This window comes from Bradyrhizobium sp. WSM2793 (genome assembly GCF_000379585.1).
In the GTDB taxonomy this organism is placed as follows: Bacteria; Pseudomonadota; Alphaproteobacteria; order Rhizobiales; family Xanthobacteraceae; genus Bradyrhizobium.
In genome coordinates, this window is the sequence record NZ_KB902827.1 from 1 (window position 1) to 15,265 (window position 15,265).

Sequence of the window (15,265 nt, forward strand, 5' to 3'; positions counted from 1 at the left end):
CACAAAGTGACGCAGACCGCCGAATACAAGGACTACATGGAGAAGCAGGCGCTGAAGCCGATCTTCCTCACCGGCAAGGACATGGTGCAGTTCCTCGAGGAGGACGATGCCATCAACAAGTCGCTGATGACGGAAGCTGGATTCGTCGCGAAGTAGTCTCTCTCTCTCTCTCTCTCTCTCTCTCTCTCTCTCTCTCTCTCTCTTCTCCCTGTTCTTACGGGGAGAGGGCTGGGGTGAGGGGCGTCTCCGCGATTTCGACTCTCACCGTCCTTGTGGAGATTCCCCCTCTTCCCGCACGTGGGGAGAGGGGGAATTGAACGCACTCCGTCCCTAACAGAGCATGTCCCAAACCGATCTTGAAATCGTCGTCGACGATCCGACCGCGCCTGAAGACGATTCGCCTTCCGTCGTCTCGTCCGGCACGATCGAGATATTCGTCTGCCTGCTGCTGCTCGCGCTGGCCGTCACGTTCGGCTACGACAATTGGCGCACCGGCGCATCCTGGGATTCGACCGGGCCCGAACCTGGTTATTTTCCGTTCTATCTCTCGGTCATCCTCGGCGGCGGCAGCCTCTACGGCCTGATCGTGGCGCTGCTGGCGCGGCGTGCGGCGTCCGAAACCTTCGTTACGCGCGCGCAGGCCCGCCGCGTCATGGCGGTGTTCGTGCCGACGCTGCTGTTCTGCCTCGTGATGCAGTTCCTCGGCCTCTATGTCGCGAGCTTCCTCCTGATCTCGGGCTTCATGCGCTTCGTCGGCAAGATCGCGCTGTGGAAGTCGCTGCTCACCGCTCTCGTGTTCACGGCGATCATGTTCGTCACATTCGATGTCGCCTTCGACGTCATCATGCCGAAAGGGCCGCTCGAAGCGGCCTTCGGCCGCTAGGCGGTCCCGCGATGGAAGCTTTCGGTCTCCTGCTTCACGGCTTTGCCGTCCTGCTGACGTGGAAGACGCTCGTCCTGATGATGGTCGGGCTAGTGCTTGGCATCTTCGTCGGCGTGCTGCCCGGACTGGGCGGTCCCAACGGCGTCGCGATCCTGCTGCCGCTCACCTTCACGATGGATCCGACTTCGGCGATCGTGATGCTGTCCTGCATCTATTGGGGCGCGCTGTTCGGCGGCGCGATCACCTCGATCCTGTTCAACATCCCCGGCGAAGCCTGGTCGGTCGCGACCACCTTCGACGGCTATCCGATGGCGCAGCAGGGCAGGGCCGCGGAGGCGCTGACCGCGGCGTTCACATCCTCCTTCATCGGCTCGCTGGTCGCGGTGCTGCTGATCACGTTCCTCGCGCCGATGATCTCGTCCTTTGCACTGAAGTTCGGCCCGCCCGAGTTCTTCGCGGTGTATCTGCTGACATTCTGCTCGTTCGTCGGATTGGGGCGCGAGGCCAAGCACAAGACGGTCATCTCGATGTCGCTGGGGCTGCTGCTCGCCGGCATCGGCATGGATACGGTGTCGGGCAATCTCCGCATGACCTTCGGCTCGCCGGAGCTGCTCCGCGGCATCAACTTCCTGGTCGCCGTGATCGGCCTGTTCGGCATCAGCGAGATCCTGCTGACGATGGAGGAGCGGCTGGCGTTGCGCGGCCACGCCGCAAGCATTTCGCTCCGCGTTGTGCTCGGCGTCTGGAAGGACCTGCCGAAATACTGGGCGACGCTGCTGCGCTCCTCCTTCATCGGCTGCTGGCTCGGCATCACCCCGGGCGGCGCGATCGCGGCCTCCTTCATGGGCTACAACCTTGCCAAGCGTTTCGCCAAGGATCCCGAAAGTTTCGGCAAGGGCCGCATCGAGGGCGTGTTCGCGCCGGAGACGGCGGCACATGCGTCAGGCACCTCGGCGCTGCTGCCGATGCTGGCGCTCGGCATTCCCGGCTCGGGCACCGCGGCGATCCTGCTCGGCGGCCTGATGGTGTGGGGGCTCAATCCGGGGCCGCTGCTGTTCGTCGAGCACAAGGACTTCGTCTGGGGCCTGATCGCCTCGATGTATCTCGGCAATGTCGTCGGCCTCGTGCTGGTGCTGACGACGGTGCCGATCTTCGCCTCGATCCTGCGCGTGCCGTTTGCCGCGGTTGCGCCGATGATCGTGGTGTCCTGCGCCATCGGTGCCTATGCGATCCAGAACGCGATGTTCGACATCTGGCTGATGCTCGGCTTTGGCATCGTCGGCTACGTCTTCAAGAAGATCGGCATTCCCCTGGCGCCGTTCACCCTCGCGCTCGTGCTCGGCAATCGGGCCGAGGATGCCTTTCGTCTGTCGATGATCGGCTCCGGCGGCGACCTCAAGGTGTTCTGGTCGAACGGCCTGGTCGGCTCGATCACGACGCTGGCGATCATGCTGTTGTTCTGGCCGATGATCGACGGGCTTCTCACGCGCTTGGGACGAAGGCAGCGGAGCTAAGGCCACGGAAGCTTTAGGCAGATAATCTTCGCGGTGGTCTCAGAGATTGGCCTTGAAGTTGATTTGCTAACGGTGTTGAGCGCGAGACCTCGGTCGGCCCTCGATGCATGCTCCGGGTTATGAGGGGCGCTATAATTTTTGACGGACCGAGCTAGTAGAAAATTGGTGGTTCAGTTTTCGGTTCGCAAATCTCGTTCACTATAGCCTCCGCAAAAACGAGCTTTGTGTTACGCGGAGGCTCGACGGTCTTTGTCGGCAGTAAGGGGGCTCCGTCGCTTATGATGTAAATGGGCACGTATGGCGTATGCCACCGGGCGATGATCTCGCCACAAGCGGTACATGAGAACTGCCCCGTCTCAGACCTGGCACAGGCTTTTATGGAACGTAGGTAAGCGGATTGGCATGCCGGGCAGACCGTGTGAGAGACATTTCGACTGGTCATGTTCCCGTTTCCTCTGTTTTGCGCTCGGGCAACGAGGGGCGATCACGTTCAAGGCACGCTCGGTCCTTGCCTGACTTTGACAAGCTCAATCCAATGAAAACAACAATCAACAGAAACTATCCCGACCTAATTCTCGCTTTCTCACCCGAATATCGCTGTTTGACATGCGGCCCTGTTTAAATAGCATTGGAGGGCGCAACCTCAGTTCCGCCCGAAAGTCCGCCGGCTCGGCTATTCCCCAAGAGTTGCCCCAATGGGTCGGCGGACTGAGGTGGTCGTACGTGGCCTTCCCCTCAACGTGCCCGGGACTCCCAACGCACATCGCTGCTAGAAAGCCTGCGCGCTTCTCCCTGATGAATTCGCAGTCCTACAGGGATCGAACCGACGGGTTTACTTTGACGGAAACCGAAAGGTTGATGAAGCGCCTGTCCGCTTAGATTCAAGAGAACCCGCATTCTTCGTTGGGTAGCGCGGCTGACAGTCACTGCCGGATTTAATGGAAGCTTTTCGCAAGTGCAGCAATCATTCCGGCAAATGCGAGTTGCGAACCCACGCCAAATAATCCCGTCAACGCGCGCTTAGAGTGTATCCACCAATGAAAGCGTTGGACGGCGTGAAGTAAGCCGCGCGGGTAAAGGGTGTGAACGAATTGCAAGGCGTCTGGCAACATCGCGGTGAAGGCGCCGATCGCAATCGTCCAAATTGATGCTGCCGTTGCAAACATCCAAAGCGCTAGGCCGAGTCCAGCGCACGCATCAATTCCGATAATTGCAAAATCCGTCAGCGTCGCGCTGCTGAAGGAGAGGCCGCGATTGTTAGCACCTTTGCCTAGACTTATTGAGCGAAGTGGATAGTCCCAGTGCGGAATTGCATCAATTGCAAAGTGGCTTGCGAACCCCGCGATCGCCGCGGCTGCCGGATGTGATGGAACCAGGCTGGCGATCGCGCCACCGACGATTGCATGGGTGCTCAAAATCATCTGATTATCTATACATTTCCGGGATGTTTGGCATTGGGAACGATGGCATCTTGATCACGTCGTTGTCCTCTGAGGTGCAGTGGTTTGGCCGAGAAAGCATCCTCGGCCCCCCCGCGGCAAAGAGGATGTAGAGGTGATTGGCCGACGATAGGCCCTCGGATCGACACCGACGTTTGTTTCAACGCACGGCTGTTGGAGTCCCGAAGGTGCGGCGATGGGAAGCAGCGAGGCGGGATCGTCGTTCCCTTATCCTAAAGGAGATACTATCGACGAAGATGGCAGTGAAGAAGCACCCGACAACCATCAAGCCGCTAAAGACGGCCAGGAGCCAATTTTGGATCATCTTCGACCGGGTCCTCGTTTGACGCTCGCCTTAAGGGGCTGGAAGCAGGCTCGATCGGACTATTGAGTGCTCGACGCCCTGTACACGCTCATGCTAGTTTAAGTCAATCGAGTCACTTGGTGCTTGGGATGCAGGAAGCTCCATTCCGATCGAGCCGTTCGCTGCTGACCTCTTTGAGAGTAATGGTGGGCGCCACTGCGGTTGCGGCAGCCTTTCTTATTTCGTCTTGTGTGAGCTCTGACGAAATCTCTTCAAAATCAAAACTCGCAACAGGTGCTCCTTGGGCCCGCGATTTGAACGAGCCGCCGCCTAGCCGGGCGCCAGTACGTAGACCTGACTAGTCTTTGCAGGATCACGTATTGCCGCGCGTAGTTCCGGAGCACGCAAAACGAGCTGGAAACATTTGGAGCGTTTGGGTAGGGTGCCAAATGGGCGTCCGACAATCTTGCAACACGATCGCTTTGGCACTTTTCGGAGCCGATCGCCGACAGTAGATCATGCGGAACCGAGCAAACAATGAGAATAGATCGTTTTCACCTTTTGATTTTCGGAGGTTTGTTTAACCTCATAGATCGTTGGAAAGCTAGACGTCTGCCGCTTGTGTGTCCAAGCTGTCTCGAGCCGGCCTCAGAAGCGGCTCTCGCGCGGGGGCAACGGTTGCTAGGTGAAAAGAAGCTGCATTGCGACGCGTGCGGTATAGCCCACGATATTGCGGGATGGCGACTAGCAGCGGACTATCAGAAGAGCGGCGATAGCGTCCCGTTTCTGGCTAGAAATTGAAGACTTGTTACTCCAGACAGTGCGAGTTTCCGCCGCGATGAATTGGTTCGTTCCAAGCTCAGCGGAAAAATACAGCGTTCGCAGGGCTGGTGATGATGCCGAGCACTGGCCATTCTCGCCTGCTGAGAGATCCTTTCGGCAAGCAACGTCGATCCGCTACGTAGGCGACTTGCTCGCTTGTATGGTCGACGTCATCCAAACAGCGACATGCCCCCCACGGCGCAAGGCTGCGTCAAGAAGAGCGCTTACACCACTGCTTGTCCAATGGACAAACAATTCGTGACTGTCCTGCGAACAGAACTCTCGCGTTTGCGAATGCGCTTGAAAGCGAGCTTCCTGATCTGTCTGGAATCTAACAGTCTGTCTTCCGCTTGCCTCCAAATCGACCCTGGCTGAGTTCCGGCGGTTACCTAGGAACGATTCCGTGACCCACGTTCTCGGAATAGAAAGTGCGCATTCCATTCTGCACTTCCATTCTTCTCGATAGGGATCGTCCGGCAGATTCGTCGTTCTGGTGGATGATCCTCCCTGCTGCAAGACTAACGCCAATCACATAGATCCAGCCCGGCACAAAATCGAACAGGTGTGAGTTGAATAGCGAGCTGACTGCATTCTGCACCACGACAATGAAGCCGAGCCATGGATAAAAGCCGGAACCCCGAAAAAGGCTAAGGTGACCAATCCACATTGAGTACAAGGCGACACACCCGATTAGTCCCCACTGCACGGCTACGCTGAGAGTTTGATTGTGTGGATTGCTGATCGTCTCCGCGCCAAGCCCGGTTTGCCCCAGTGCGGCGCGATCGAATAACATTTGGGCAGATCCTGTGCCGTGCCCGATGACAGGAGCTTCTCGAACGAACCCCACCGACTTGCGCCAATACTCGAGTCGCAATCCAGCAGAGGTTATATCATTACCGGCACCGTACTTTGAATATTCGACCAGGATACTATTCGTTCGATTTTGTAGATTGGGTGAGGCAAACCACGCAGACCCCGCAAGCAATAAGCAAAATGCAATCGCTCCATAAAAAAGTGAGCGCGGCAAATAAAACGCTCCGAAAACAAACAGCATGATCGGCACATATATTAGAGCTGTCCGAGCGAGGACCACGAAAGTCAGATTGGCAAGAAATACAATTGATAGCGCGAGCAGGGGCAACGCCAAATGGGTCCTTCCGTCTTTGATCAACTCAGAAATTGGCCAAGCTAAAACCACAGCGCACAACGCAAACAATTGGCTTTGATCGATGTAATTTTTTACAGGAACACCGGGCTGCAAACTTGCCGTCGGGGTGAGATTCGGCACAAACGCTGTGACCCACGACAAGGCAAGGAGAACAGTGCAAGATCCAAGGAACGCCAAGAGTATCCAAAATGAGCGCGATGACTCTCGAAAGTAGTATATTAAGAACGGCATCATAAGAAACTTTAGCGTGGGATTTACGCCTCGTAGTCGAGCGGTCCAAGAGACGTCAGTCGCCCACAGAGTGCCTATCATGGCTAGAGCGAACAGCGCCACCGCAAAACCGGCTCTGGAACGGCCTATTAAATTAGCAAGTTCTTCGAGTGGGATCCTTGGGAATACGCTAAGTACCCAGAGAGCGCTGAAGATTGAGGTGACGGTTGTAGACCACGGTAGCGATGCGACCGCGATCACGGCGAGAACATCGCTCGTTGTTGTTGAGCTCAAGAGGGTCGGAAAGCGCCGGAAGTCTCGGACCCAACTGTACCACTTCTTGTCTACCGTAAATGAGCTAAGCCCGCTGTCCATAGTCCCTCGATTGGTTTGCATGGCAGCGCGATTCCAAGCGCGCTCAAGATCGCAGCTCAAGCAAGAGAGCGCCTCAGACGATAAAAGCTCTTCTTAAGCTTGCGATCTCGTCGGGCCCGAAGCCGAACTCCTTCAGCACCTCGTCGGTCTGCTCGCCGAATTCCGGCGGCCGCGCCACCATCCTGCTCGCCGTGCGCGACAGAGTCACGGGCTGGCCGACCAGCCGGATATGCCGGCCTTCGTCGTTCGGCACGTCTTGCGCAATGCCGAGATGCTTGACCTGCGCATCCTCGAACATCTCGTCGATGGCATAGATCGGACCGCAGGGAACGCCGGCCTCGTTGAGCTCGCGGACCCAGGTCGCGGTCGACTTCGCTACGGTGCGCTTCTCGATCTCGGCGTTGAGCGCGTCGCGGTTCTTGGAACGGGCAGGGGCCGTCGCATAGTCCGGATGGGCATAGAGCTCCGGTGCGCCGATCGCCTGTGCGCAACGCTCCCAGATCCGCCCGCCTGTGGTAGCGATGTTGATGTAGCCGTCCGAGGTCTTGAACACGCCGGTCGGGATGCTGGTCGGATGGTTGTTGCCGGCCTGCTTGGCGACCTCCTTCTCCATCAGCCAGCGCGCGGCCTGGAAGTCGAGCATGAAGATCTGGGCCTGGAGCAGCGAGGTCTGCACCCACTGGCCCTTGCCCGAGACCTCACGCTCGAGCAGCGCGGTGAGGATGCCCATGGCGCAGAACAGCCCGGCCGTCAGGTCGGCGACGGGAATACCGACCCGCATCGGGCCTTCGCCCGGCGCCCCGGTGATCGACATCAGCCCACCCATGCCTTGCGCGATCTGATCGAAGCCCGGGCGCTTGTGGTAGGGGCCGTCCTGGCCGAAGCCGGAGATGCTGCCATAGACGATACGCGGATTGATCTGGCACAGGCTGTCATAGTCGATGCCGAGCTTCTTCTTCACGTCGGGCCGGAAATTCTCGACCACGACGTCGGCCTTAACGGCGAGGCGCTTGAACACGGCAAGCCCGCGCCGGTCCTTCAGGTTCAGCGTCATCGCCCGCTTGTTGCGGTGCAAATTCTGGAAGTCGGAACCGCGCCGCGGCCCGCCCGGCTGCTCGCCGCCGGCATCCTCGGTCAACGCGTCGATCTTGACGACATTGGCGCCCCAGTCCGCCAGCTGCCGCACGCAGGTGGGCCCGGAGCGGACGCGGGTCAGATCGAGCACGGTGAAGCGCGACAGGGCTTCCGAGGCATGCGGAAAAGGCATCTTGAATGGCTCCGGGACCGGTTAACGGGGGCTACCATAGTGTGGAAGCCTCCGACGGCAAGTCAGTCCTGGCGCCGATGCCGTCAATCAGGCGTGGTGTTCTCGGCCGTGGAACCGCTTCGCACAGCGCCGCGCCACTCTGCCCAGCCTTTATTGACTGTGCTACGTGATCCGAGGTCGCGATGCTGCTTGTGATCTTAGGGATGGCCCTTACCGCCTTGTTGATGGCGACTATCCTCCCACTTACAATAAATGTGGAGGTAATAAAATACCGCGACGGAGGCGTGGATTAATGCTTTTGGAGGCCAACTCGTAGAAATCAAGAAGGAGATCCGGTGGTCTATTTGCTTTGGCAGTTTGGCCGGTCGCTCGTGCTGTCTATTCTTATCGCAAGGGCTTCAGGAATGGGGAGTTTAGTGGGTGACCCAAATGGCTGAAGTCTGGCCTATTGACCTCAGCGGCAAAGCATCGTCGGACTCCGTGCGGAGCAGTTAGCCGACTAGCTTGGCGAGTCGGTACAGGGTCGCTGGTTCATCGCCAAGCTGCGCGTTGTGGTTGGGAGGCAACAACCAGCAACGCGGCAACCTTCTTGAATCGATTGGTGCGGCAACAGGTTAGATCAGCACGGCGGATCTTCACCTGCCCTGAAGCCGTGGGCAGCACGATCGAAGGGGTCTTCGATGCGGTCGCGCTTAAGCAGGTGTCTAGCCCGTGCGAATACCCACATCATGCATCGCCAGCGATCTCAAAGCTTGCAAACCAGGCACCTGTTGAGACGGTGGCAAAGCCCTGCCATCCGGGTTAGAAGCGGAAAGAGCCTGGGGAGGTTCTACCGCACTTTGGGGCCGTAATCTAATGACGCCTTTATCGAGTCTCGCGTATCGTAATTTTTTGATCGCGGTGCATGATGCTCTTGCTACCGTTGCGGCAGTGCTCGCAAGCTTCTATTTGCGCTTCGAAAGCGATCTGTTCATTGAACGGTTGCCGCTGCTTGTTCGCGTGCTGCCGTTCTTTGTCGCTTTGAGCGTCGTCGTTTGTTATGCGTTCAATTTGACCACGACGAAATGGCGTTTCTTCTCTTTGCCTGACGCGCTGAATCTTTTCCGCGCAGCATCGGTCCTAACTATCGCGCTTGTTGCCCTAGACTATATTTTCCTGGCCCCCAACGTCTATGGAACATATTTCCTGGGGAAGGTGACCATCATTCTTTATTGGTTCCTCCAAGTCTTCTTTCTCGGCGCCTCCCGTTTTGCATATCGCTATTTCCGCTATACGCGTACGCTGCACCATGCTCGTGAACTGAGTGCCACCCCCACACTCATGATTGGCAGGGCCGCCGATTTGGAAGTTCTTCTGCGCGCCATCGAGAATGGTTCTGTGAAGGCGATTTGGCCGGCTGGTCTGCTATCGCCGTCGCGCGCCGATTGGGGACAGCTGTTGCGCAACATTCCAGTGTTGGGTGGAGTAGACGACCTAGAAGACGTCGTTCGCGACTTGGCAAGTCGCAAGCGGCCAATCGCTCGGCTCGTGATGGGTCCGTCAGCATTTGAGGTTGACGCGCATCCGGAAAAGATCCTCAGTCAAGCAAGGAAGCTCGGCCTTGTCGTTAGCCGTTTGCCGTCTTTGGATGGAGGCGAAGCTCCCAGGCTAAAGCCGATTGCCGTAGAAGATCTGTTGCTTCGACCGACCCAGCCGATTGATCATGGGCGGATCGAGCAATTGGTAAAAGCGAAGGCGATTGTCGTTACGGGAGGAGCGGGATCAATTGGCTCCGAGATATGTGAGCGCCTTCTTCGGCACGGAGCCAGCCGACTGCTCATAATCGAAAATTCGGAGCCCGCACTATATGCCGTGATGGAGGAGCTTTCGGCCCGCCATCCCGGAGCAATGGTCGAGGGAAGAATAGCCGACATCCGCGATCGGAACCGCATTTTCCAGCTCATGCGCGGGTTTGGCCCGGAGATGGTTTTTCACGCTGCGGCACTCAAACATGTTCCAATCTTGGAGCGTGATTGGAGCGAGGGCGTCAAGACCAACGTGTTTGGGTCGATCAATGTTGCCGATGCAGCTGTGGCTTCCGGGGCTGAGGCCATGGTGCTGATATCTACCGACAAAGCGATCGAACCAGTCTCGATGCTGGGTCTCACAAAGAGATTCGCTGAAATGTACTGCCAGGCTCTCGATCACGACATTCGGAAGGGCGAAGACCAAGCTACGCGACTCATCTCGGTGCGCTTCGGGAACGTCTTGGCATCCAAAGGATCCGTTGTTCCAAAATTTAAGGCGCAGATCGAGGCGGGAGGGCCCGTGACGGTCACGCACCCGGATATGGTGCGTTATTTCATGACCATTCGAGAGGCGTGTGATCTCGTTATAACGGCGGCGTCTCATGCTGTGATGTCTCGTCCCGATGATGCCTCTGTCTTTGTCCTCAACATGGGACAGCCAGTCAGAATAGTCGAATTGGCCGAACGCATGATACGATTGTCAGGCCTCGAACCGGGGCGTGACATTGAGATATCGTTTAGCGGGATGAGGCCTGGTGAGCGACTAAACGAAAAGCTTTTTGCGCGCGAAGAGCCTCCCGTCGAGATTGGCATTCGGGGCGTCATGGCGGCAAAGCCCAACGAGCCATCCATTCTCCAGATGAAGCGATGGTTGGATGCGCTCGAAAGAGCAACTGCAAAGGTTGATCGGAATGCCATACTTGCAGTTTTGCACGAAGCGATCCCTGAATGCGGCTCTGACGCCGCTTAGAGCTTAGACGTCAGAGTCTTTATTTTGTCTGAGAAGTCGTCATTCTAATGGACGATGCGCGCCGATCTGGTGAGTTGAGAGATGCAAAGTTTCGTTTTGGGAGCCACCGGCATTGTCGGAGGCTACATTGTCGAGCATTTGGTCAGGTCCGGTGAAACGCCGTTGGCGTTGTCTCGAGCACCGCACCGTAATTGCGGAGCAATGTGGCTCCAGGGTGATCTCGCTACGCCCGAAACCTTGCAACCGCCGCCGTTTGAGACCTTGTATTGCACGGCGGAGGTCGGACTTTTAGCGGATGCGCTGCCGCACATCCATACGACGGCTCTCAAACGCGTCGTCGCCTTCACCTCCACCAGTATCGACACCAAGATAGACTCCGAGATCGTACTGGAGCGCGAACTGCTGCAACGGCTTGCAGAGGGGGAGAGGCGCCTAATAGCCCATTGCGAGCGCTACAACGTAGGTTGGACCATCCTGCGCCCGACCATGATCTATGCAGAAGGCCGTGACGGGAATGTCTCGCGGCTAGCGAGGCTCTGTCGACGCTTCGGTGTGCTGCCTTTGATGGGCAACGGAGCCGGGCTGCGGCAGCCCGTGCACGCCGAAGACCTGGCGATCGGCGCTATCGCGGCGGCAGCAAGCGAGGCAGCCATCGGCAAGACCTATCCGCTGCCGGGCGGTGAGACAATCAGCTATCGTGAGATGGTCGGTCGTATTTTCGACGCGCTCGGCAAGCCACGCCGGATCATATCCACACCGCCACTTGCGTGGCGGATGGCATTTGGCCTGGCAAAGCCGTTCCTTCCGAATGCAAATGCCGCCATGGGCACCCGGATGGAAAAGGACATGGTGTTCGATTCCGGGCCGGCGGTCCGCGATTTTGGCTGGAAACCGCGCGGCTTTCATCCGCGGTTTGAAGAATGAAACGAATAGTTTAAGAGATCCAGAATCTATTTCTAGCGCCGCGATGAACGGCGGCAAGAGGCTCAATCAGGAACACCCAGTTGCCGTTAACAGGCCCAAACGTCGTCATTCTGCTCGCGACCAGAAACGGCGCCGCGTTCATTCAAGAACAAATCGACTCCTATCGGGCGCAAACCTATCACAATTGGGAATTGTTGGTGTCCGACGACGGCTCGACGGATGATACAGTCAAGATCATCGAAGAGTTTGCCAAGCAGATTCCCCAGCAGGTGGTAGTGCGGCAAGGGCCGCAAATCGGTTTCTGGCAGAACTTTGTGTCGCTGGTTCGAGCTAACGATATCGAGGGTGACTTGTATGCCTACAGCGACCAGGACGACGTTTGGTTTCCGGAGAAACTTGAGAAAGCCGTGAACTGGTTCGAAGCGCATCAGAGTGATTGTCCCGCTCTGTATTTTACGCGAACGGAGCTGATCGAAGAGAGCGGAGAACCGATTGGTTTCTCGCCGCTCTTCTCGCGCGAGCCGACTTTTCAGAATGCCCTGGTACAGAACATCGGCGGCGGCAACACCATGGTGTTCAATCGCGCGGCCCGAGCCGCGCTTCGGACCACGCCGGCCGACGTTGCGCTGGTCTCGCATGATTGGTGGACCTATCAGGTCGTGACGGGAATAGGTGGCACCGCACACTACGATCCTTGGCCTAGCCTCCGATACAGGCAGCATGGGCTAAATCTAGTTGGCGCGAACAAAGGTTTTCGAGCCCGGCTCGTTCGGTTATCAGCATTCGCGTCCGGTCGCATGGTGATGTGGAACGACGTCAATCTCAATGTGCTGGGCAGGATGCGAAACCTGCTGACGTCGCACAATGCACTCGTCCTCGATCGGTACGCTAGGATCCGTCAGGCCGCATGGCCGATGCGGCTGTGGCTGGTCTGGAAGTCCGGTGTCTACCGGCAAAGCTTCGTCGACAATCTTGGCCTTTTCGTCGGGGCGTTATTTGGCCGGTTGTAGCGGTGGTTTATGTACTTCTACGCGGTCTTTTTGCGTCTTCGTGTGCATTTTCAAGGATCTCCTCAAGGGAACCTCCGGCTTTCATAATTCGCTGATCCGTCCAGACGCCTTGTTGCAGAACTGGCGGCAGGTCTCGGCACGGTGGAAGCGAGCACCAGGATGTCGCTTTCGCGACGAAATTATCTATGCGGTGCCTTCGCTTTGGCGATGAATCTGTCGTAGCTCGCCTTGTCCACTCAACAGGGCTTCGGAGTCATGCGGAAAGGGAGGTAGGCTCCGGGACAGATTGCGGGCCTACCATAGAGCCGAAAGATCACGCGACAAGCCGCCCCGACGCCGATCCTGCCTGCCAAAATGCCAGCCCCGATGCGGTGCCTGCGAGATCAGCGCGACAGGCGCTTCACTTCGGCGCGCGCCTGCTCGGCCAGGGGACCATCGCCGTGGCGCGCAATGAAGAGCTCAAGAGCGTCCCGCGTTCCCTTCCGACGGGCAGCTTCGTATTCCTCTGCCACCGCAGCGGCAGGATCTCGCGCCAACGGCATGGCGGGCGCACGCCTCGCCTTGCCGCTGTCGTCCGCATTGGCCTTCTCCACCATGACAGGCAGTCCTCCGACGGGTTGATGGGCCAATCCGGCAAGCGCGATCAGGGCGCCAAACAGGAGGGGCGGCAGTGAACGTCGTTTCATGAAAGCCTGCAAGTTACGGGCGTTCCGGGAACCCTAAGCTTGACGCATCCCGTGTGACTACGGGATTAATGTCTTAACAGGGCATTATGGCTAGAAGGTCCGGAGGGCGGCCCCATTTAAACCAAACGTTCAGCTCTCTAGCTACAATCATCTGTTAATGCCTCGAACCAGACGGGGCTCGCTGATTCGGAGTTCTCCTTTGGCTACCGCTGTCACAGTCAGCAAGACCAACAATGCCGATATCGACGGCCTGCTGTCGGGCTATAGATGGTCGGGCACGATCACCTACAGCTTCCCGGATTTGCCTGGCGACTATGCCAGTTCGTACACCGGCGGCAGCGGTGAGCCGACGACTTCGGGCTTCGCCTCCGCACCAACCCAGATGCAGGCGGCGATCACCTACGCGATCGGGTTGATCAACGGCTACACCAACGCCAACATCCAGTACGCAGGCACGAACGGCGCCGACATCATGGTCGCGCAGTCGCCGGCGGCCAACCCCACCTCCTACGCCTACTATCCCGGCAACTACAATGCGGGCGGCGATATCTGGTTCGGGACTCAGTACAATTATTCGCAGGCCAGACTCGGCAATTATTACTTCGCGACTGCGCTGCACGAGCTCGGCCACGCTGTCGGCCTCAAGCACAGCCAAGAAACCGGTGGTCCGGCCAACGTCGCCGTGCCGACTGCGCACGACGACAGCGAATACACCGTCATGAGCTATCGCAGCTATGTCGGCGGGCCCCTGACCGGCTACACCAACGAGGCCTACGGATATCCGCAAACTTACATGGCGAACGATATCCTCGCGCTGCAGACGCTGTACGGCGCGAACTTCTCGACCCACAGCGAAAACACGGTCTACTCCTGGAGTCCGACGACCGGTCGGGAATTCATCAACGGCGCGGCCCAGCTCGCGCCGGGCGATGGCAACGGCGGATCGGCCAACCGCATCTTCGAGACGATCTGGGACGGCAATGGCATCGATACCTATGACCTGTCGAACTACGCGACGGCGGTCACGATCAACCTTAGCCCGGGCGCATCGTCGATCACCTCGACGACTCAGCTCGCCTATCTCGGCAACGGCCACTATGCGCAGGGCAACATCTTCAACGCGTATTTATACAACGGCGACGCGCGGTCCTATATCGACAACGCGAACGGCGGCTCGGGCGACGATACGCTCATCGGTAATGCAATCGCCAACGTGCTGAAGGGCGGACGTGGCACCGATACGCTGACCGGCGCAGGTGGCGCCGATACCTTTGTATTTGCGCTCGGCGACAGCCCGGCTGCGAGCGGACAACACGATCGCATCACCGACTTCACGTCGGGCTCAGATAAGATCGACCTCCACGGAATCGACGCGATCAGCGGTACGGCCGGCTACGATCTTTTCCATTTCATCGGCCTTTCCGCTTTTGACGGATCTGCCGGCGAACTCAACTACAGCTACAACAGTTCGCTTGGCGTCACAACGCTGCAGGGCGACACCAATGGCGATCGCGTCGCGGACTTTGCGATCGATCTCACGGGCAATATCGCGATAAGCACGTCCGATCTGATCGGCGTTGCGGTTGTTTCTGTCGTCATCGAGTCGCTCGGTGCGACCACCCTGACGCTTCTTGGCAGCAACTATTACCTATATGCGAACGGTACTTCGTCGGGTCCCTCGCTCAAGACCTCCGGGGCGAACTTTGTGGCGGGTCAGTTCGGCAACTGGTTGCCGATCAGTGCGGAGCAAACGACCGGCGGATACGAGGTCGCGTGGAAGGTCACGGGNTCCGACATGTATTCGATCTGGACCACCGACAGCAGCGGCAACTTCATGTCATCGACGGCGGGTTTGCCGGGAGCCGACTATGCATTGCAAACGGCGGAGTCCAGTTTTTCCCAGGAC

At 58.1% G+C, this 15,265-nt stretch carries 10 protein-coding genes and 1 pseudogene; 7 read left to right on the forward strand and 4 right to left on the reverse strand.

Annotated features, from left to right (window positions below):
• The 3 genes and pseudogenes from A3AS_RS48010 to A3AS_RS0138985 all read left to right on the forward strand — a co-directional run.
• Positions 1-156: pseudogene (locus A3AS_RS48010) on the forward strand (tripartite tricarboxylate transporter substrate binding protein); the annotation flags it as partial.
• Positions 157-340: 184 nt separating this feature from the next.
• Positions 341-883 carry a tripartite tricarboxylate transporter TctB family protein gene (locus A3AS_RS0138980; RefSeq protein ID WP_018322845.1) on the forward strand — a complete coding sequence of 181 codons (543 nt, stop codon included), beginning with the start codon at positions 341-343 and terminating at the stop codon, positions 881-883.
• An 11-nt stretch (positions 884-894) separates the two neighbouring features.
• Positions 895-2,397, forward strand: a complete 1,503-nt coding sequence (locus A3AS_RS0138985; RefSeq protein ID WP_018322846.1) for a tripartite tricarboxylate transporter permease — start codon at positions 895-897, stop codon at positions 2,395-2,397.
• A 935-nt stretch (positions 2,398-3,332) separates the two neighbouring features.
• On the opposite strand, the gene A3AS_RS0138990 is transcribed toward A3AS_RS0138985, so the two are convergent.
• The 3 genes from A3AS_RS0138990 to A3AS_RS0139010 form a co-directional block, all read right to left on the reverse strand.
• On the reverse strand, positions 3,333-3,818 hold the full coding sequence (locus tag A3AS_RS0138990; protein WP_018322847.1) for a hypothetical protein: 486 nt from the start codon (positions 3,816-3,818) through the stop codon (positions 3,333-3,335).
• Between the two features lie 1,529 nt (positions 3,819-5,347).
• Positions 5,348-6,250 carry an O-antigen ligase gene (locus A3AS_RS46255; protein WP_157644510.1) on the reverse strand — a complete coding sequence of 301 codons (903 nt, stop codon included), beginning with the start codon at positions 6,248-6,250 and terminating at the stop codon, positions 5,348-5,350.
• Between the two features lie 538 nt (positions 6,251-6,788).
• Positions 6,789-7,982: a CaiB/BaiF CoA-transferase family protein gene (locus A3AS_RS0139010; RefSeq protein WP_018322851.1), complete on the reverse strand. Its 1,194-nt coding sequence runs from the start codon at positions 7,980-7,982 to the stop codon at positions 6,789-6,791.
• Between the two features lie 855 nt (positions 7,983-8,837).
• Here A3AS_RS0139010 and A3AS_RS0139020 point away from each other — a divergent pair.
• From A3AS_RS0139020 to A3AS_RS0139030, 3 genes are all read left to right on the forward strand, one after another.
• Positions 8,838-10,739, forward strand: a complete 1,902-nt coding sequence (locus tag A3AS_RS0139020) for a nucleoside-diphosphate sugar epimerase/dehydratase (RefSeq protein WP_018322853.1) — start codon at positions 8,838-8,840, stop codon at positions 10,737-10,739.
• A gap of 81 nt (positions 10,740-10,820) precedes the next feature.
• Positions 10,821-11,663 carry an epimerase gene (locus A3AS_RS0139025; protein ID WP_026202828.1) on the forward strand — a complete coding sequence of 281 codons (843 nt, stop codon included), beginning with the start codon at positions 10,821-10,823 and terminating at the stop codon, positions 11,661-11,663.
• Positions 11,664-11,743: 80 nt separating this feature from the next.
• Positions 11,744-12,673 carry a glycosyltransferase family 2 protein gene (locus A3AS_RS0139030; RefSeq protein WP_018322855.1) on the forward strand — a complete coding sequence of 310 codons (930 nt, stop codon included), beginning with the start codon at positions 11,744-11,746 and terminating at the stop codon, positions 12,671-12,673.
• A 383-nt stretch (positions 12,674-13,056) separates the two neighbouring features.
• Here the strand turns inward: A3AS_RS0139030 and A3AS_RS0139035 are convergent, their stop codons facing one another.
• Positions 13,057-13,359 carry a hypothetical protein gene (locus A3AS_RS0139035; RefSeq protein WP_018322856.1) on the reverse strand — a complete coding sequence of 101 codons (303 nt, stop codon included), beginning with the start codon at positions 13,357-13,359 and terminating at the stop codon, positions 13,057-13,059.
• 199 nt (positions 13,360-13,558) lie between these two features.
• Here A3AS_RS0139035 and A3AS_RS0139040 point away from each other — a divergent pair.
• Positions 13,559-15,265, forward strand: a 1,707-nt coding sequence (locus A3AS_RS0139040; protein ID WP_018322857.1) for a M10 family metallopeptidase C-terminal domain-containing protein, incomplete at its 3' end; no start/stop codon positions are given.